Genomic DNA, 19193 nt, shown 5'->3' on the forward strand with positions numbered 1-19193 from the left:
AGGATTTTACTATGACTAAAAAAATTAAAATGACCGAACTGGTACTTCGTGATGCTCACCAATCGCTTTTCGCGACCCGTTTACGTCTCGATGACATGTTGCCGATCGCTCAAGAATTAGACAATATCGGCTATTGGTCGTTAGAAGCTTGGGGTGGTGCAACCTTTGACAGTTGTATTCGTTTTTTGGGTGAAGATCCGTGGGTGCGTTTGCGTGAATTGAAAAAAGCCTGTCCGAAAACCCCGTTACAAATGCTGTTGCGCGGTCAAAATCTGCTCGGTTATCGCCACTACGCCGACGACGTAGTAGAACGTTTTGTCGAACGTTGTGTAGCAAACGGTATGGACGTGTTCCGCGTATTTGATGCGCTCAACGATCCACGTAACATGAAAGCGGCGTTGCAAGCCGTGCGTAAATTCGGCGCTCATGCACAAGGGACATTAAGTTATACCACCAGCCCGGTACATACCATGCAAACTTGGCTTGATACCACCGAACAATTATTGGAAATCGGTATCGACAGCTTGGTGATTAAAGATATGTCAGGTATTTTGAATCCGATGGCGGCGGCAGACCTAGTGCGCGAAATCAAAAAACGTTTCGATGTCGAATTGCATTTACATTGCCACTCCACTACCGGCATGGCAGAAATGGCACTGTTAAAAGCCATTGAAGCAGGCGTAGATGGGATTGATACTGCAATTTCCTCTATGTCCGGCACCTACGGCCACCCGGCAACAGAATCCATGGTGGCAACCTTACAAGGCACCGAATATGACACCGGCTTGGATATTCCGCGCTTGGAAAAAATCGCTGCCTATTTCCGTAATGTGCGTAAAAAATATGCCAAATTTGAGGGGCAGCTACGTGGCGTAGATAGCCGTATTTTAGTGGCACAAGTGCCGGGCGGCATGCTTACCAATTTGGAAAATCAATTAAAACAACAAAATGCTTCCGATAAATTGGATTTGGTTTTAGAAGAAATTCCACGCGTACGTAAAGACTTGGGTTACATTCCGCTTGTTACCCCAACCTCTCAAATTGTAGGGACACAATCGGTCATTAACGTGTTGACAGGCGAACGCTACAAAACCATCGCGAAAGAGACTGCCGGTATTTTAAAAGGTGAATATGGTAAAACGCCTGCACCGGTAGATAGCGCATTACAAGCTCGCGTATTAGAGGGTGCAGCTCCGGTGACTGACCGTCCGGCCGATCACATTGCGCCTGAAATCGCGAAAATTGAAGCTGAAGTTGCCGAACAAGCCAAAGTGAAAGGGGTTAAATTAGCAGACAACGCTGTAGACGATGCTTTAATTGTGGCGCTGTTCCCACAAATCGCATGGAAATTCTTAGAAAACCGCAACAACCCGGCAGCCTTTGAACCAGCGCCAACAGGTAATGAAAGTGCGGTGGAAAATAAACCTGTTTCTAAAGCAGCACCTGCAGCATCCGGCTCCGCCGTTTATACTGTGGAATTGGAAGGCAAAGCCTTTGTGGTGAAAGTCAGTGAAGGCGGCGACATTTCACACGTAGCCACAACCACACCACAAGCGGCGCCACAAGCCACACCGGCACCAGCGCCAACCAGTGGTGGCACACCGGTAACGGCGCCAATGGCGGGTAACATTTGGAAAGTGGTGGCAACAGAAGGTCAAACTGTCGCGGCAGGTGATGTGTTATTCATTCTTGAAGCCATGAAAATGGAAACCGAAGTCAAAGCGGCACAAGCCGGTACCGTGCGTGGTATTTGTGTCAAAACCGGCGATGCCGTCGCGGTGGGTGATACCGTTATGAACCTCGTCTAAGGAGTTACCTATGGATAGCATTATTGCATTAATTCAGGGTATGGGGCTTTTCCATTTGCAATGGGGGCAAGCGGTGATGATCGCTATCAGCCTGCTCCTGTTGTGGCTTGCCATCGCACGCAAGTTTGAGCCATTGCTATTATTGCCTATCGGCTTTGGTGGATTGTTATCAAACATTCCCGAAGCCGGGCTTGCCATGACGGCATTAGAGAATTTGCTTCATCTTGGCTCACCGGAGCAAATTGCCGTCATTGCCGCGAAATTAGGCGTCGCCGCTGATCCGGCACTCATTAAAACTGCACTTGCGACAGCGTCCGGCTCTACCGTAAATCAACTGGAAGCCTTGTCAATGGACATGGGATACAGCGCCGGGATCTTGGCGTTGTTCTATAAAGTGGCTATCGGTTATGGCATTGCGCCGTTAGTGATTTTCATGGGCGTAGGCGCGATGACAGACTTCGGCCCGTTATTGGCAAATCCGAAAACGTTGCTGCTTGGTGCTGCGGCACAGTTCGGTATTTTCGCCACCGTACTCGGTGCTTTGGCATTGAACTATTTCGGTATTATTGAATTCACGCTCCCACAAGCCGCGTCCATCGGTATTATCGGTGGTGCGGATGGCCCGACTGCGATTTACCTCACCAGCAAACTCGCACCGGAATTGCTCGGTGCCATTGCTGTAGCGGCGTATTCCTACATGGCGTTAGTGCCATTGATTCAGCCACCGATCATGAAAGCCTTAACCACGGAAGAAGAACGCAAGATCCGTATGACACAAATGCGCCATGTGAGCAATCGTGAAAAAGTCTTGTTCCCGGTGATTTTGCTGTTGCTCGTGGGTTTACTTTTACCGGATGCCGCCCCATTGCTCGGGATGTTCTGCTTCGGTAACCTCATGCGCGTCAGCGGTGTGGTAGAACGGTTAAGCGATACCACGCAAAATGCTTTGATTAACATCGTCACCATCGTGCTTGGCTTATCAGTGGGATCTAAACTCATCGCCGACAAATTCCTACAACCGCAAACCTTGGGCATTTTAATTCTTGGCGTGATTGCTTTCGGGATCGGTACCGGCAGCGGTGTATTAATGGCGAAATTGATGAACAAATTCAGCAAAAACAAAATTAACCCTCTCATCGGCTCTGCCGGTGTGTCTGCCGTACCAATGGCTGCACGGGTTTCTAACAAAATCGGTCTGGAAGCAGACAACCAAAACTTCCTACTCATGCATGCCATGGGGCCGAACGTTGCCGGTGTGATTGGTTCCGCCATCGCCGCCGGGGTGATGCTGAAATATGTGGGTGCCATGATGTAGCTTAAAAAACACGGTGAAAAAGCACCGCACTTTTATTCATTTCAAATAAAAAAGCACGCGATTCCGAAACGTGCTTTTTTCTTTCTCTTCAATTCATTGCAAAAAACAACCGCACTTTTGCACACTCTCTTGTAAATTTCTTTATTAACGCGCTATATTTTTACATACTAGTGTAGTAGTATATTGTTCATCATAAAAAGTGCGGTCATTTTTCTAAATGAATTTTTCCGTACTCCAATTCCACAACAAGGAGAAATAAACATGACAAAAATTGCATTAGTGACAGGCGCCACCGCCGGTTTTGGAAACGCCATTTGTCGCACATTATTGAATTCGGGCTATTTAGTGATTGGTACAGGAAGAAGACAAGAACGTTTAGCGCAATTAGAACAAGAATACGGCAGCCAATTCTTTCCTCTTGCATTCGATATTTCGGATCGTCAAGCGACTGAAAATGCATTCAAAACGCTGCCGACAGAATTACAAGCCATCGATTTATTAGTGAATAACGCAGGCCTTGCCCTTGGCTTAGAAAGCGCAGATAAAGCCGATTTAGATGACTGGGAAAAAATGATCGATACCAATGTGAAAGGTTTGGTCACCGTAACCCGCTTAGTTTTGCCGCAAATGGTGGCGCGTAATCAAGGGTATATCATTAATTTAGGCTCAATTGCCGGCAATTATGCCTATCCGGGTGGCAACGTTTACGGCGGCACAAAAGCCTTCGTGAAACAATTCAGTTTAAACCTCCGCGCAGATTTGGCCGGCACCAATGTGCGTGTTTCCAATGTAGAACCGGGATTATGTGGCGGTACGGAATTTTCTAACGTACGTTTTAAAGGCGATGACGCCCGCGCAGATAAAGTATATGAAAACGTGCAATATGTCACTGCACAGGATATCGCCAATATCGTTTTATGGCTCAATCAACAACCGGAACACGTGAATATTAATCGAATTGAAGTGATGCCGACGGCGCAAACTTTCGCGCCATTAAATGTGGCAAGAAATGGCTAACAAAAAAGGAAACTACATGTCAGACACGATTTTAAACCCTTATTTTGGGCAGTTTGGCGGAATGTATATGCCGGAAATTTTAGTGCCTGTGCTTCAACAATTAGAAAAAGCATTTGTTGAAGCGCAACATGACCCAGAATTTCAACGTGAATTTCAGGATCTCCTGAAAAATTATGCCGGCAGACCGACCGCACTTACACTTTGCCGTAACTTAACCAAAGGCACGAAAGCCAAAATTTATTTAAAACGAGAAGATTTGCTCCACGGCGGTGCCCACAAAACCAACCAAGTTTTAGGTCAGATTTTATTAGCAAAACGCATGGGGAAAACCCGCATTATCGCGGAAACCGGCGCAGGTCAACACGGTGTCGCGACAGCCCTTGCTTGTGCCATGTTGGATATGCCTTGCCGCATTTACATGGGTGCCAAAGACGTAGAACGCCAATCACCGAATGTATTCCGTATGCGCTTAATGGGGGCTGAAGTGGTGCCGGTGCAAAAAGGCTCTTGCTCCTTAAAAGATGCATGCTGTGAAGCCATGCGTGATTGGTCGGCAAACTATGAAACAACCCATTATTTATTGGGTACAGCAGCAGGCCCTCACCCTTTCCCAACCATTGTACGCGAATTCCAAAAAATGATTGGCGAAGAAACCAAACGTCAAATCTTAGAAAAAGAAGGCCGTTTACCGGATGCGGTGATTGCAGCGGTAGGTGGCGGTTCAAATGCAATCGGTATGTTTACGGATTTCATTGATGAACCGAATGTGCGTTTAATTGGCGTAGAACCTGCCGGCCATGGCATTGAAACAGGTGAACATGGGGCTCCATTAGGCCATGCAAAAGTGGGTATTTATTTCGGGATGAAATCACCGCTCATGCAAACAGAAGACGGCCAAGTGGAAGAATCCTACTCCATTTCTGCCGGGTTGGACTTCCCTTCTGTCGGCCCGCAACACGCCTATTTGCAAAGCATTGGTCGCGCGGAATACCCGAGCATTACCGATGATGAAGCCTTAAATGCGTTCCAAGCATTGGCAAAACATGAAGGCATTATTCCTGCATTAGAAAGTTCTCATGCACTGGCGCAGGCATTAAAAATGATTCATCAGGAACCGAATAAAGCACAAATTTTGGTAGTGAATTTATCCGGTCGTGGCGATAAAGACATTTTTACCGTAGATAAAATTTTAAATGAAAAAGGAATGCAATTATGAGCCGTTTTGAAACCACATTTGCCCAATTAAGCGCGAAAAATGAAGGCGCATTCGTTCCTTTCGTTACCTTATGCGATCCGACATTTGACCGCTCTTTTGAAATTATTTGTACCCTCGTCGATAACGGCGCAGACGCATTGGAATTGGGTTTTCCCTTTTCTGATCCGTTATTGGACGGTCCTGTTATTCAAGCCGCCAATAATCGCGCCCTCAACGCTGGTCACAGTACAGAAGATAGTTTTAAATTGCTTGCCAAAGTGCGGTCAAAATACCCTGAGATTCCCATCAGCCTATTACTTTGCGCGAATTTAATTTTTGCCAAAGGCTTGGATAATTTTTATCAACGTTGTGCGGAAGTCAGTGTGGATGCCGTTTTAGTGGCGGATATTCCATTATTGGCAAAAGAAGACTATGTAAAAACAGCCAAAAAACACGGTGTTCAGCCAGTCTTTATTTGTCCGCCGAATGCGGATCAAAAAACGATTCAAGGTGTGGCTGAAAGCAGTGAAGGTTATACGTATTTGGTCTCGCGTGCTGGCGTGACCAGCGCAGAAAACCAAGTTCATGCGGCTAACTTAGACACCCTTGTAGAGCAACTTAAGGCTCGCCATGCTCCGCCTATTCTACAAGGTTTCGGCATTGCTCAACCGGCGCAAGTAAAAGAAGCACTTCAACTTGGCGCAGCCGGCGCGATTTCCGGTTCGGCAACCGTAAAAATCATTGAGCGAAATTTAGAAAATCACGCCCAATGTTTAACGGAACTCGCTGAGTTTGTTCGCAACATGAAAGCCGCTACGAAATAACGGAAAAAATGACCGCACTTTTAATGTATAAATCGTAACCAATTATGTATAAAGGCTTTTCTTAGAATCCCACAAATAGCAAGGACTTTTTCCTAAAATGTGATCTCGATCTAATTTTATTTTAAGCGTATAATGCCGACCAGTTTTTTTGTGATTAAGAAATAATCATTCACATAAAGAAAATTTTATAAGATAAACATAGATGGAGAATGTTAATGTCCAGAAAATTAAGAAGAACAAAAATTGTATGTACCATGGGTCCAACCACTGACCGCGGTAACAATTTAGAAAAAATTATTGCCGCCGGTGCAAACGTAGTACGTATGAATTTTTCTCACGGTACACCGGAAGATCATATTGGTCGTGCAGAACGTGTTCGTGAAATCGCAAAAAGACTAGGCAAAACTGTTGCGATTTTAGGTGACTTGCAAGGTCCTAAAATTCGTGTATCTACATTCAAAGATGGCAAAATTTTCTTAAATGTCGGTGATAAATTTATCTTAGATGCAGAATTACCGAAAGGTGAAGGTACACAAGAAGCTGTTGGATTAGATTACAAAACTTTACCGCAAGATGTGGTTCCAGGCGATATCCTCTTATTGGATGACGGTCGCGTTCAATTAAAAGTGTTATCTACCGAAAACGCAAAAGTCTTCACGGAAGTTACCGTTGGTGGCCCATTATCAAATAACAAAGGGATCAACAAATTGGGCGGTGGCTTGTCTGCTGATGCATTAACTGAGAAAGATAAAGCTGACATCATTACCGCTGCACGTATCGGTGTAGATTACCTTGCAGTATCTTTCCCACGCTCCAGTGCAGATTTGAACTATGCTCGTCAATTAGCGAAAGATGCCGGTTTAGATGCCAAAATCGTTGCTAAAGTCGAACGTGCTGAAACCGTAGAATCTAACGAAGCGATGGACGATATCATTTTAGCTGCTGATGTCATCATGGTTGCCCGTGGTGACCTCGGTGTTGAAATCGGTGATCCGGAATTAGTCGCAGTGCAAAAGAAATTAATTCGTCGTTCCCGTCAATTAAACCGTGTGGTAATTACTGCAACACAAATGATGGAATCCATGATCAGCAACCCTATGCCAACCCGTGCGGAAGTCATGGACGTGGCGAATGCGGTATTGGATGGTACTGATGCGGTCATGCTGTCTGCAGAAACTGCTGCAGGTCAATACCCGGCTGAAACGGTTGCGACAATGGCAAAAGTTTGTTTAGGCGCAGAAAAAATGCCAGGTGCAAGCGTTTCTCATCACCGTATGAATGTTGAATTTGACGACATCGAAGAAACTATTGCTATGTCAACCATGTTTGCAGCTAACCATATGAAAGGCGTAAGCGCCATTATTGCGATGAGTAGCAGTGGCCGTACACCGCTATTAATGTCCCGTATTAGTTCCGGTTTACCGATTTTTGCCTTATCCCGTAACCAAAAAACATTAAACTTGTGCGCATTATATCGCGGTGTAACACCGGTCTTTTACAATGATGTTAGCCGTACCATGGAAGGTGCTCAAAAAGCAATTAGCGTGCTAAAAGACAAAGGTTTCTTAATGGCCGGTGATATCGTGTTATTAACTCAAGGGGCTGAATTTAGCGAAAGTGGTACAAACACTTGCCGTATTCTGACCGTTGAATAATTGATTGTATAAAACAAAAGGCTTAGAAACATTTCTAAGCCTTTTTTATATCAATTATATTGTCTTTATCGTGAAGAAAATATTAACTCACTAAAAATATCTTATTTCCTGACCGCACTTTATTCTACGGCATTAAGCAACCAACTCGGTTTTCATATAAGTTAAACGATCTACGTTAGTAATAAAACGACTTAAGTCTTGCTCTTCCGGTTTGTGAACATAAGAAACCTCGCCCAATAACGGGGCATCAATTTTTTGTTTCAAGGTTTCGATCACTTCTGCGTAGTGCCCTAATCCAGGGTTAATTCGATTAGCAACCCACCCCAATAACGGCAATCCTTTATCAATAATCGATTGCACTGTTAATAAAGCATGGTTGATACAACCTTCTTTAATACCTACCACAACAACAACCGGCATATGATGTTCAGCAACCCAATCGGCAAAACTGTAATCTTTATTGATCGGTGTTAACCACCCAAAAGAACCTTCAACAACAACTGATTGATATTTATCACGTAAATGAGCCAAGTCTTTATTTAATTTTTCAATATGAACCCGCTTACTGTCCTCTGTTAAGATAGGTATCGTGTGTAAAAATGTATAGCTATTCACTTCTTCATAACTAACTTTTTCTTCTGTACTCGCCATTAACGTTAATACATCAGGATTATCTTTCGTGTCATAGTCGCTATTTTCAGATAAATTATGTGGCGGATAAATCATTTCATCCTGACCAAATGCAATAGGTTTATAGCCGACAACCTGCACACCCGCTTTTTGTAAGGCCTGAATAATTGCCCGACTTACCACAGTTTTCCCTACATTTGTGTCAGTTCCGGTGACAAAAAAACTACTCATTAATATCCCCTTTTTCATATGATTTTCAGAATTCTAAGAGAATTTATAATGAGTAGTATTGAGCTAAAACAAATTTGCTGAATTTATTTACAATTTATTCCTATTATTCCAAACTGGTTAATAAAGCTCCGTCATAAATTCCTTGCTTAATTGCGGCAGCAGCGACGACCGGACTATTCCATTCATATTTACCCATCACAACTTCTGCAACCTTTCCATGAGGAAAATAGGTAGCTAGTTTTTGATTGAGTTCTTCAAGTAAAACATCTTTAACAATTAACATACTAGAGTTGAGCATGATCTTCTCTGCAGAGAAAATATGAAGGAGATTCATCAAAATATAGGCTAAACAATCCGTTAAATGATCCAAAATTCGTAATGCCGTCTTCTCTTGTTGGATAATATTTCTACACAAGAACTTAATTTTTTCAGCATTTATGGAAAAATGATTATTCGGATACAGCAAATCAATGAGCTGAATAATTGCCCGATGGGTAATCTGATGTTGTACTTGATAACGCTCTACTTCCGGTAAATCACGATTAATTAGCGCTTGTAACTCATTTAATCGAGGAACGACTAAGTGATTAATATTAATTCGCTCATGCTCTCGATTAAATAAAATATTCCCTTCTGACAATACGTTAAAATTAACCTCATCATCTAATTGGATAAACAAAGCATCATCACAATTAATTGCATTACCTAAAGTCGATTCAGCTAATAACCAAGTCTTAAAATACTCTGAAATTAAAATTGGAACATCAAAATAAGGCAAAAATAACGTTCTAAGATTTAATTGATTAAATCTCTGACTTCCTAGTTTTATTAGGTTTCCGTCTTTATCCAATTCCCCACCGACAGTGACTGAAAATGTAATTAAATTTGATAATTCTTTTGTTTTATTAAGGAATTGTTCAATGCTACTGACTAAAAACTCATCGAGCGTTGACAATTTATTTGTTGATAGTGGAAAAATCTTTTGTTTAACAATAACACCGTTAAGCTCACTAAGTGTGATTTCAAAACGATCTTCCATCAATGTGGCACATAAGGACTGCCAATAGATTGGAGAGACACATAATGCGGTTGCCGGTCGTCCACGATTGTCTGTATTACGTACCATTTTTTCCATAATTAAATGCTTTTCTATGAGATCGCGAGTAAGAGAAGTAATCGTCGCGGGAGCAAATCCGGAAAGTTTTGAAAGTTCAATACGGGAAATTTCTTCAAATTGTTCAATTAAACGGTAAATTCTGCCTAATTGAATTAGGCGTGAGGGTGTTTTTTCTTCCTTATTCATTCAATGCGTCCATATTTATTATCATAATTAATTTGACGAACGTAGTTATACCAGTTAACTCTTTTTACTCAAGAAATTTGCTTTAAATCTGCGCCTCCTGTCACAAAAATAAAAACCACCGGATAGATTTTTGAAAATTTTCGAACTTGAGGTAAACTAACGCGGTTTCTAAAAAAGCATTAATTCTGAGGTATATATGACAAAAATTGCATCAATTGTAGATGTACTACAAGGCAAAATTGCAATTGGCGAAAAAGTGACTGTACGCGGTTGGGTGCGTACTCGTCGCGATTCCAAAGCAGGCCTATCCTTTCTCGCCGTTTATGACGGTTCTTGCTTTGCTCCCATTCAAGCTATCGTAAATAATGATATCGTTAACTATGAATCTGAAGTATTACGCTTAACAGCCGGCTGTTCCGTGATTGTCACCGGCACTGTTGTAGAATCTCCGGCAGAAGGGCAAGCTGTTGAATTACAAGCTGAAAGTGTCGAAGTCACCGGTTGGGTCGAAGATCCTGAAACCTATCCAATGGCAGCAAAACGCCATTCAATCGAATATTTACGCGAAGTCGCGCATCTACGTCCTCGTACTAATATCATTGGTGCTGTTGCCCGTGTGCGTCACTGTTTAGCACAAGCAATTCATCGTTTCTTCCATGAACAAGGTTTTTATTGGGTTGCTACGCCATTAATCACCGCTTCCGACACGGAAGGTGCGGGTGAAATGTTCCGCGTTTCTACGTTAGATTTAGAAAACTTACCGCGCACAGATAAAGGTGCGGTGGATTTTAGCCAAGATTTCTTCGGTAAAGAATCATTCTTAACCGTATCCGGTCAATTAAACGGTGAAACTTACGCTTGTGCGTTAAGCAAAATCTATACGTTTGGACCAACATTCCGCGCCGAAAACTCCAACACAACCCGTCACTTGGCAGAATTCTGGATGATTGAACCGGAAGTGGCTTTTGCAACGCTCGCAGACAACGCTAAACTTGCCGAAGATATGTTGAAATATGTTTTCCGCGCAGTTTTAGCTGAGCGTCGTGATGATTTGGAATTCTTTGCTAAACATGTTGATGGTGATGTCATTAATCGTTTAGAACGTTTCATTCATTCTGATTTCGCCCAAGTAGATTACACCGATGCGATTGAGATTTTATTGAAATCCAGCAAAACTTTTGAATTCCCGGTTTCTTGGGGAATCGACCTTTCTTCCGAACATGAACGCTATTTAGCGGAAGAATATTTCAAATCGCCTGTTGTGGTGAAAAACTATCCGAAAGACATCAAAGCCTTCTATATGCGTTTAAACGATGACGGAAAAACCGTTGCAGCGATGGATGTGTTGGCTCCGGGAATCGGTGAAATCATTGGTGGTTCACAACGTGAAGAACGTCTAGATGTATTGGATAAACGCATGGAAGAAATGGGCTTAAATCCTGAAGATTATTGGTGGTACCGCGATTTACGCCGTTATGGTACTGTACCGCACTCCGGCTTTGGTTTAGGTTTTGAACGGTTGATTGTTTATGTCACCGGTTTACAAAACATTCGTGATGTAATTCCATTCCCGCGAGCACCACGCAACGCCAACTTCTAATTTATGAGTAAATAAAATCGCCTTGTTGAATTAACGAGGCGATTTTTTTATAGCTAGAAAAACATGTTTAAAATTGACCGCACTTTTGATGCTTTGAATAACGAAAAAGATACCTAAGTGCGGTATCTTTTTTCAAAGTTTTTTAATCTGATGATCGAACAACTATTTCACAATACGTAAGTGAGATGTCGATTTCTCTGTCTTTTTCGGTTTATCCGTTTTATCGACGGCTTTCTCAAACCCAATTGGTTGTTCTTCTGCCTGCGCCGGATGATCATCATAAGCTTCTTCCGGCTCAAACATCACGCCATCGCCATTCTCACGCGCATAAATTGCTAATGCTGCCCCCATTGGAATGTAAATATCCTGTGGCACGCCACGAAAACGGGCATTAAATTGAATAAAATCATTGGTTAACTGTAAATTTCCGGTGGCATTGGCAGACAAGTTCAATACAATTTGTCCATCTTTGACATACTCTACCGGCACTTTCACGCCCCAATAAGTGGCATCAACCACCAAATACGGTGTGAAATCATTATCGATCAACCAATCGTAATAAGCCCTTAACAAGTAAGGACGTTTCGGGGATGATTTATATTCCATTAAATCGCCTATTATTTTTCATCCATTAAGTTTTTCGGCGCTAATTCGCCCACGGATTGCAAGAAGGAATCGCGTTCAAAAATACGAGACATGTAGGCTTTCACTGCTTTGCTGCCAGCACCGCTGAACTCGACACCTAATTCCTGCATACGCCATAGTAACGGTGCCACATAGCAGTCAATTAAGCTAAATTCCTCACTCATAAAATAAGCGGTTTGATTAAAAATCGGTGCAATCGCAAGAATTTCTTCTTTCAATTGTTTTAAGGCATTCGCACGTTCAGTTTCGGAAGCCGCATTTTGTGCGGTTTCCAACGTTGGATACCAGTCTTGCTCAATACGTAACATCAATAAGCGGCTTTTTCCACGAGCCACCGGATAAACCGGCATTAATGGCGGATGCGGAAAACGCTCGTCTAAATATTCCATAATAATGCGAGAATTAAACAGCACTAAATCACGATCAACTAGCGTAGGCACAGTACCGTACGGATTGAGTTCCATTAAATCTTCTGATAATGCTTGCGGATCTACAATTTCCGTTTCATAAGCTACGCCTTTCTCAGCCAACACAATACGCACTTGGTGACAATAAATATCTGTTTTATTTGAAAATAGCGTCATCACAGAACGTTTATTTGCAGAACTTGTCATCTATTCCTCCGACGACTTGGTAGTAATTAAAATATTCAACCGATATGCCTCATATCGGGAAAAATGGTCGACTATTCTAGCATAAAGCGCCATACCTTTTCCAAGAAAAGGCATGATATTTTATTTTTAATAAGCATAAAAAAATCCGCTTTATAAAAAAACGGATTTTTCTTTTTCAAATACGAATAAGTAAAATCAATGAGATCTCTTATTTCCACTTATCGGCAGCCGCATAATCACTGTCGCGGCCTTCAATCCAGCGCTCCCCTTTTTCGGTTTGTTCTTTTTTCCAAAAAGGCGCTTGGGTTTTCAAATAATCCATAATAAATTCATTCGCGTGGTAAGCATCACCGCGGTGCGCAGAAGCTGTTCCTACCAACACAATTTCATCACCGGTGTTCAACTCACCTACACGATGAATGATGGAAATCTTTTGTAAATCCCACCGCGCTTTTGCCTGTTGAGCAATGTCCATCAAGGCTTTATGGGTCATCGCCGGGTAATGTTCCAAATACAAACTACTGACTTCATCCCCTAAGTTCATATCACGCACTTTGCCCACAAACATTACCGTGGCACCCACTGAATTTTCTTCGCTCAACCAACGATAAACGGCATTTTGATCGAACGTCTGCTCTTGCACGGAAATTTGAATATCGTTCATTTAGCCCCCAGTCACCGGTGGGAAAAACGCAATTTCATCACCATTTTTGACCGCACTTTCTAACGGCATTAAGGTTTGATTGATGGCCACCAAAAGTTTATCCGATTGCAATGCCAACGCCCATTTATCGCCTTTCGCCGCAAGGTGTTGACGTAATGCTTCTGCCGTGGCGAAATTTTCATTCACTTCAATGGCATCCAAACCGATTAATTCTCGAGTTTGAGCAAAAAATAAAATGCGTAACATTATTTCTCCTCCGCAATAAAATGCCCGGATTTTCCACCGCTCTTTTCTAACAAACGCACCGTTTCAATCACCATGTCTTTTTGCACAGCTTTGCACATATCGTAAATGGTTAATGCAGCAACGCTTGCAGCCGTTAAGGCTTCCATCTCTACACCGGTTTTACCGCTCAATTTACACAGGCTTTCAATGCGTACTTGATTGGTTTCAGGAAGTGCGGTCAAACTCACTTCGACTTTAGAAAGTAAAAGCGGATGACACAGCGGAATCAGTTCCCAAGTGCGTTTTGCGGCTTGAATACCGGCAATTCGGGCGGTAGCAAACACATCGCCCTTATGGTGTTGTCCGGAGAGGATCATTTGTAAGGTTTCCGGTGCCATATGAATATAGGCTTCGGCACGCGCCTCGCGAACCGTGTCGGCTTTGGCGGAAACATCCACCATATTCGCCTCGCCATTCGCATTAATGTGAGTAAATGTGGTCATGATAATTTAAAAGTGCGGTTGGTTTTCTTGATGTTTTCAGTCTCGGCGTAAATTAACCGCCGATACTGGCTAAATGATTACGCACGCCGCTATCGCCGACATGCAGATAATGGTGTTCACGCTTACCTTGTAACGCTGAGAAAATTCTTGATTGCAAAAGCATTTGTTGCTCATCAGATTGTAACAAATCACGCAAATCAATCCCTTCTTCACCAAATAAGCAAAGGTGCAATTTCCCTTTAGCAGAAACTCTCAAACGGTTACAACTGGCACAGAAATTTTTCTCATAAGGCATGATTAAGCCGATTTCGCCCATATAATCTGGGTGACGGAAAACTTTTGCCGGGCCATCAGAACGATTTTTTATCTGCAACTGCCAGCCGTCTTGCAAAAGTTTCTGTTCTAAAATCTGTCCCGATAAATGATGTTTTTGGAAGAAAGAATTCATTTCACCGGTTTGCATCAACTCGATGAAACGCATTTGAATCGGCTTATTTTTAATCCATGCCAAGAAACCGGAAAAGTCTTTATCATTCAAATCTTTCATTAATACAGAATTGACTTTGACTTTTTGATAGCCACATTCAAAAGCGCGATCAATACCACGCATAATGTCATCAAACTTATCGACACCGGTAATACGCTGGAACATTCTTGCATCTAGGCTATCCACACTGACGTTAATAGACGTCACACCGACTTGTTTCCAAGCGGCAACATCCTTAAGCAACCGAAAACCGTTTGTGGTCAGTGCGATTTGTTTGATACCGTCAATGCCACGAATACTTTCGACAATTGGCAGGAAATCTTTACGTAAGGTCGGTTCGCCACCGGTAATACGGACTTTTTCCGTTCCCATCACCGCAAAGCTACTGACCAAGCGACGAATTTCGTCCAAGGTTAAAAAACTCGGCTTATTAGGTTCAGGCTGATAACCGTCAGGTAGGCAATAATTGCAACGAAAATTACACACATCGGTAATCGACAGTCGCAAATAGTAGTATTCACGCTGGAACGAATCAACGAGTTGAGCCGCGCCAACATTTTTGATTGGAATGGTTTGCATTTGACACCTTTCTAAAAACGGAGAGGATAAATCGTTTCCAACGTATCCCTGAATAATACCGACTTCGTATTATTGGCATTACCACCCTATTTTGTGTTCAACACATTGTGCGCAAAACGTAGGTGAGTAAGCTCGGAGTTACATGCGGTTAATAAATTTTGCAGCATTGTAAAAGATTCACGAAAACAAAAGCAATCAATTAATTTGATCTAGGTTATAAATTCATAAAATTCTTTAAAATCAATTATATGCAAATTTATATAGCGATAATAAAACACCTTAAAATAGCGATTTTCATACCCAATAATAATTAGCAATCTGTACTCTCTTTCAAAGCAGGTTATAATGCGCACGAAAAAAACAAGGGAAATACAATGGCGGATTTTAAAGGATATCAACAGTACGAAAATTTAAGCACACTCAAAAAAGTCGTCGCTATTGGTGGTGGGCATGGACTCGGCCGCGTGATGTCTTCTTTAAGTTTTTTGAAAGAACGTCTTACCGCCATTGTTACTACCACCGATAACGGCGGTTCAACCGGCCGAATTCGCACCAATCAAGGTGGCATTGCCTGGGGAGACTTACGTAACTGCTTAAATCAAATCATCACGGAACCCAGCACCGCCTCCGCATTGTTTGAATATCGTTTTGGTGGCAACGGTGAATTGGCGGGGCATAACCTCGGCAATCTCATGCTCAAAGCCCTAGAAGATATGCACATTCGCCCAACGGAAGCAGTCAATCTCATTCGCGAATTATTGCATGTAAAATCTTTTATTGTCCCGATGTCCGAGCAATCGGTACACCTCGCGGCCGTATTAAACGGCGGCAACAGCGTTGTTGGTGAAGTCAGCGTCGATAGCTTAACCGAGCTACCCAAATCCATTTTTCTTGTACCTTACGTCACCGCCACACCGGAAGCCATTCAGGCTCTCAAAGAAGCTGATCTGATTTTATTTGGCCCCGGTAGTTTCCTCACCAGCATTATGCCGCCTATTCTTCTACCGGAAATTACCGAACAACTTCGACAAAGCGAAGCAAAAAAGATCTTTATTGATAATTTAGGTATTGAGCACAGCCCCGCATCCAGTCTTTCTCTTGCAGATCGCATTCAGTGGATCAATGAAACCGTTGGTCAACCTATCATCGATGGTGCAATTGTGCCCTTTAATGCCGTACAGAATAGCCAACCCATGGAGATCAAAATCCTTGCGGGCCGCCTTAATGCGGACGATATTTCCTATCGCCATGACCGCGCTCTCCTCTGCTCCGCTATTGATGAACTCCTAGGCGAACTCTTAGAATCGCCGGAAGAAGAACATTCAGAACCCAGCTCGCTTTAATAAAAAGTGCGGTGAAAAAACAGCGAGGATTTTCACCGCACTTAAATCTCTACGCAGATCACAAAATTCACATTTTTTGCTTAATAAAAATGCACAAGTCAGCATAATGGTGAAGGTTATTTCATCAGGAGATTGAATTATGCAAAAAATGTTACTGCTTAGCGGTTCTCGCTATGGCAATACAGGTTATTTAGAACATGCGATCCCATGGTTACAAGATTTTTTAGCAGCATACCAAGGCAAAAAAATCGCCTTTGTGCCTTACGCAGGTGTTCGTCAAACTAACGATCAATACGAACAAAAAGTACAACAAATTTTGGCGCCCTTAAATATGGAAATTCAGTCGGTACATCACGGCAAACCGCACCGCGCCATTATTGAACAAGCGGATGTGATCGCCATTGGTGGCGGCAATACGTTTTGTTTGCTAAAGCAAATGTATGAACATGATTTATTGGACATTATTCGTGAAAAAGTGAAAAGCGGCACGCCGTATTTCGGTTGGAGCGCGGGCGCCAATATGGCGAGCAAATCCATTATGACCACCAACGATATGCCAATCACCTATCCACCATCTTTTGATGCGCTTAATCTGTTCCCTTATCAAATCAACCCGCATTTCATTTCAGGCAAAATGCCGGGGCATAACGGGGAAAGCCGTGAAGAACGTTTTGAGGAATTTTTACTGGTGAACCCAACGGCACAAATTTACGCCATGCCGGAAGGCACTGCGTTTTTAATTAACGGCAATCAGGTGAAAATTCTAGGTGAGAATAATATTGTGCATTTCAGTAAAAATATGCAGTGCCGAGACATTCCTGCCGGTTCGGTGTTTGAAATCTGATTGTGAATAAAAAAGTGCGGTCGGTTTTCAGCTTGTTTTTCGAATGTAAAAACGTTTTGAAAATCAACCGCACTTTTTAAGACATGATTTAAGAAAGCTATTTCTTAAACACCCTCACATTATTAAACCCGCTTTCTTTTAAATACAGTGCCTGCAATTTGCTCATGACACCTCGTTCGCAATACAGCACATAATTCTTGCTTTGATCCAACTCGGCGAATTGACTGGAAAGTTTATAGAACGGCAGCAGAATCATTGCTTGATTTTCAATGTGTAACGGGTTTTCATCGATTTCTTCCGGGCTACGGATATCGATGATCACATCATTTGCACTCAACACCGACACGGCATCCACGGAAACGACTTCTTTCTCCGCTTGCTCGGCAATTTGGCGAATATCTAAATATTGCGCATTTTCCACCGCACTTTCCAAGACGGCAAAATTGAAATTGCCTTCTTCTTGTTCAATTTTCGCTTTTATCGCTTTCACTGTCGGATTTTTGGAAATCACGCCGCAAAATTCCGGCATGGATTTGGCGATGTCATCGGTGCCGATATGTTTTGCCATGGCGATGATTTGTTCTTTGTCGTGCGTAATTAACGGGCGTAATACCAACACGTCGGCAGCTTCATCAATTAAACGCAAATTGGTTAAGGTTTGGCTGGAAACCTGCCCTAGCGCTTCCCCTGTCACAATCGCCTGAATATCAAAACGTTGCGCGATTTTGGACGCCGCGCGCACCATCATGCGTTTAAGCACCACGCCCATTTGCCCGTTATCCACGTTCTCAAGGATCTCGCCTACCACGCCTTCAAAATTGATCGCCACAAAACGCACTTTGTGGGAGCTACCGTAACGTTGCCAAATGTGATACGCCATTTGTTTCACACCAATTTCGTGCGCTGCACCGCCTAAATTAAAGAAGCAATAATGCACACGAGAACCACGGCGCAACAGCATATAACTAGACACGCCGGAGTCAAACCCTCCGGAAATCAGCGATAACACATCTTCCTGTGTGCCAATCGGATAACCGCCAATGCCTTCATAACGAGCGCGAACCAACATCATTTTGTCGTCTTCAATTTCAATACGCACCGTCACATCAGGATTTTTCAGTTGTACTTTGGCGCTGGCGATATGTTGATTCAGCCCGCCACCGATATAACGCTCTGCTTCTATTGACGTAAATTCGTGTTTCCCTTTACGTTTCACTCGCACGCAAAAAGTCTTGTTTTCTAACTGAGATGCCACGTCTAACAAGGTTTGTTCAAAAACATCATGTAGGCTGGAAAACGGTTTCTCTTCTACTTGCAGAAAATGGTGAATCCCAGGAATGCGTTGCAGTTGCTCAATGAGCATCGGAAAATTTGCCTCAATTTTCGACCGCACTTCAATGTAATCCCAATGTTTCACCACCGTGACCGTATCATCATGCTTTGTTAAAACATTACGAATATTGCTGGTCAGAATTTTCACGAACCGTTTCCGCACGGATTCGCTTTTAATCATAATTTCAGGAAATAATTTGACGATAAATTTCATGTTAATTCACTTTTTACCCAATAGAAAAATGCGGCGTATTTTAGCAGATAGCGTAGAAATTACCATGCTGAGGGTTGTTCATTAACAATGAACAATTATCTACTCTGCTCCGCCATTAATTTATCCTGCCTTTCCTCATCACCGCCAAAATGTGATCTATCTCCC

At 42.7% G+C, this 19193-nt stretch carries 18 protein-coding genes and 1 riboswitch; of the genes, 9 read left to right on the forward strand and 9 right to left on the reverse strand.

Annotated features, from left to right (window positions below):
* Positions 1 to 11 precede the first annotated feature (11 nt).
* The 6 genes from oadA to pyk all read left to right on the forward strand — a co-directional run bounded on the left by oadA (position 12) and on the right by pyk (position 7814).
* Entirely contained in the window at positions 12 to 1808 is a 1797-nt protein-coding gene (gene oadA / locus HMPREF9064_RS04705; protein ID WP_006718285.1) for a sodium-extruding oxaloacetate decarboxylase subunit alpha, read from the forward strand.
* Positions 1809 to 1818: 10 nt separating this feature from the next.
* Complete coding sequence (locus tag HMPREF9064_RS04700; RefSeq protein WP_006718287.1) at positions 1819 to 3123, forward strand: sodium ion-translocating decarboxylase subunit beta; 1305 nt, start codon at positions 1819 to 1821, stop codon at positions 3121 to 3123.
* A gap of 261 nt (positions 3124 to 3384) precedes the next feature.
* On the forward strand, positions 3385 to 4140 hold the full coding sequence (locus tag HMPREF9064_RS04695) for an SDR family oxidoreductase (RefSeq protein ID WP_032997883.1): 756 nt from the start codon (positions 3385 to 3387) through the stop codon (positions 4138 to 4140).
* 16 nt (positions 4141 to 4156) lie between these two features.
* A complete protein-coding gene (trpB, locus tag HMPREF9064_RS04690; RefSeq protein ID WP_032997884.1) occupies positions 4157 to 5356 on the forward strand; it encodes a tryptophan synthase subunit beta in 1200 nt (399 codons plus the stop codon).
* Positions 5353 to 6159 carry a tryptophan synthase subunit alpha gene (trpA, locus tag HMPREF9064_RS04685; RefSeq protein WP_006718293.1) on the forward strand — a complete coding sequence of 269 codons (807 nt, stop codon included), beginning with the start codon at positions 5353 to 5355 and terminating at the stop codon, positions 6157 to 6159. The genes trpB and trpA overlap by 4 nt, the downstream gene beginning before the upstream one ends.
* A gap of 215 nt (positions 6160 to 6374) precedes the next feature.
* Positions 6375 to 7814, forward strand: a complete 1440-nt coding sequence (pyk, locus tag HMPREF9064_RS04680) for a pyruvate kinase (RefSeq protein WP_006718295.1) — start codon at positions 6375 to 6377, stop codon at positions 7812 to 7814.
* Between the two features lie 132 nt (positions 7815 to 7946).
* Here the strand turns inward: pyk and bioD are convergent, their stop codons facing one another.
* Both bioD and HMPREF9064_RS04670 read right to left on the reverse strand, forming a co-directional pair.
* Positions 7947 to 8675 carry a dethiobiotin synthase gene (bioD, locus tag HMPREF9064_RS04675; protein ID WP_032997887.1) on the reverse strand — a complete coding sequence of 243 codons (729 nt, stop codon included), beginning with the start codon at positions 8673 to 8675 and terminating at the stop codon, positions 7947 to 7949.
* 103 nt (positions 8676 to 8778) lie between these two features.
* A complete protein-coding gene (locus tag HMPREF9064_RS04670) occupies positions 8779 to 9978 on the reverse strand; it encodes an ROK family protein (protein WP_006718300.1) in 1200 nt (399 codons plus the stop codon).
* A 196-nt stretch (positions 9979 to 10174) separates the two neighbouring features.
* Between HMPREF9064_RS04670 and asnS the strand changes: the two genes are divergently transcribed.
* Positions 10175 to 11578, forward strand: a complete 1404-nt coding sequence (gene asnS, locus HMPREF9064_RS04665; protein WP_006718302.1) for an asparagine--tRNA ligase — start codon at positions 10175 to 10177, stop codon at positions 11576 to 11578.
* A gap of 162 nt (positions 11579 to 11740) precedes the next feature.
* On the opposite strand, the gene HMPREF9064_RS04660 is transcribed toward asnS, so the two are convergent.
* The 6 genes from HMPREF9064_RS04660 to moaA all read right to left on the reverse strand — a co-directional run bounded on the left by HMPREF9064_RS04660 (position 11741) and on the right by moaA (position 15295).
* On the reverse strand, positions 11741 to 12184 hold the full coding sequence (locus tag HMPREF9064_RS04660) for a ClpXP protease specificity-enhancing factor (RefSeq protein WP_006718304.1): 444 nt from the start codon (positions 12182 to 12184) through the stop codon (positions 11741 to 11743).
* 11 nt (positions 12185 to 12195) lie between these two features.
* Positions 12196 to 12837 carry a stringent starvation protein SspA gene (sspA, locus tag HMPREF9064_RS04655; RefSeq protein ID WP_006718306.1) on the reverse strand — a complete coding sequence of 214 codons (642 nt, stop codon included), beginning with the start codon at positions 12835 to 12837 and terminating at the stop codon, positions 12196 to 12198.
* A 208-nt stretch (positions 12838 to 13045) separates the two neighbouring features.
* Positions 13046 to 13501 carry a molybdopterin synthase catalytic subunit MoaE gene (moaE, locus tag HMPREF9064_RS04650; RefSeq protein WP_006718310.1) on the reverse strand — a complete coding sequence of 152 codons (456 nt, stop codon included), beginning with the start codon at positions 13499 to 13501 and terminating at the stop codon, positions 13046 to 13048.
* Positions 13502 to 13747, reverse strand: coding sequence for a molybdopterin synthase sulfur carrier subunit (gene moaD, locus HMPREF9064_RS04645; RefSeq protein ID WP_006718312.1), 246 nt, complete (start codon positions 13745 to 13747; stop codon positions 13502 to 13504).
* Complete coding sequence (gene moaC, locus HMPREF9064_RS04640) at positions 13747 to 14229, reverse strand: cyclic pyranopterin monophosphate synthase MoaC (RefSeq protein ID WP_006718314.1); 483 nt, start codon at positions 14227 to 14229, stop codon at positions 13747 to 13749. The genes moaD and moaC overlap by 1 nt, the downstream gene beginning before the upstream one ends.
* Positions 14230 to 14281: 52 nt before the next feature.
* Positions 14282 to 15295, reverse strand: a complete 1014-nt coding sequence (gene moaA, locus HMPREF9064_RS04635) for a GTP 3',8-cyclase MoaA (protein ID WP_006718316.1) — start codon at positions 15293 to 15295, stop codon at positions 14282 to 14284.
* Positions 15284 to 15445, reverse strand: a riboswitch (molybdenum cofactor riboswitch). (Overlaps the previous gene by 12 nt.)
* Before the next feature lie 224 nt (positions 15446 to 15669).
* On the opposite strand from moaA, the gene HMPREF9064_RS04630 reads away from it, so the two are divergent.
* Positions 15670 to 16638 (forward strand): gluconeogenesis factor YvcK family protein, encoded by a 969-nt coding sequence (locus tag HMPREF9064_RS04630; protein ID WP_006718318.1) that lies wholly within the window; start codon positions 15670 to 15672, stop codon positions 16636 to 16638.
* Positions 16639 to 16777: 139 nt separating this feature from the next.
* Positions 16778 to 17482, forward strand: a complete 705-nt coding sequence (pepE, locus tag HMPREF9064_RS04625; protein ID WP_006718321.1) for a dipeptidase PepE — start codon at positions 16778 to 16780, stop codon at positions 17480 to 17482.
* 97 nt (positions 17483 to 17579) lie between these two features.
* Here the strand turns inward: pepE and thiI are convergent, their stop codons facing one another.
* Entirely contained in the window at positions 17580 to 19028 is a 1449-nt protein-coding gene (gene thiI / locus HMPREF9064_RS04620; RefSeq protein WP_006718323.1) for a tRNA uracil 4-sulfurtransferase ThiI, read from the reverse strand.
* Between the last annotated feature and the right edge of the window lie 165 nt (positions 19029 to 19193).

Source organism: Aggregatibacter segnis ATCC 33393 (genome assembly GCF_000185305.1).
Lineage (GTDB): Bacteria > Pseudomonadota > Gammaproteobacteria > Enterobacterales > Pasteurellaceae > Aggregatibacter > Aggregatibacter segnis.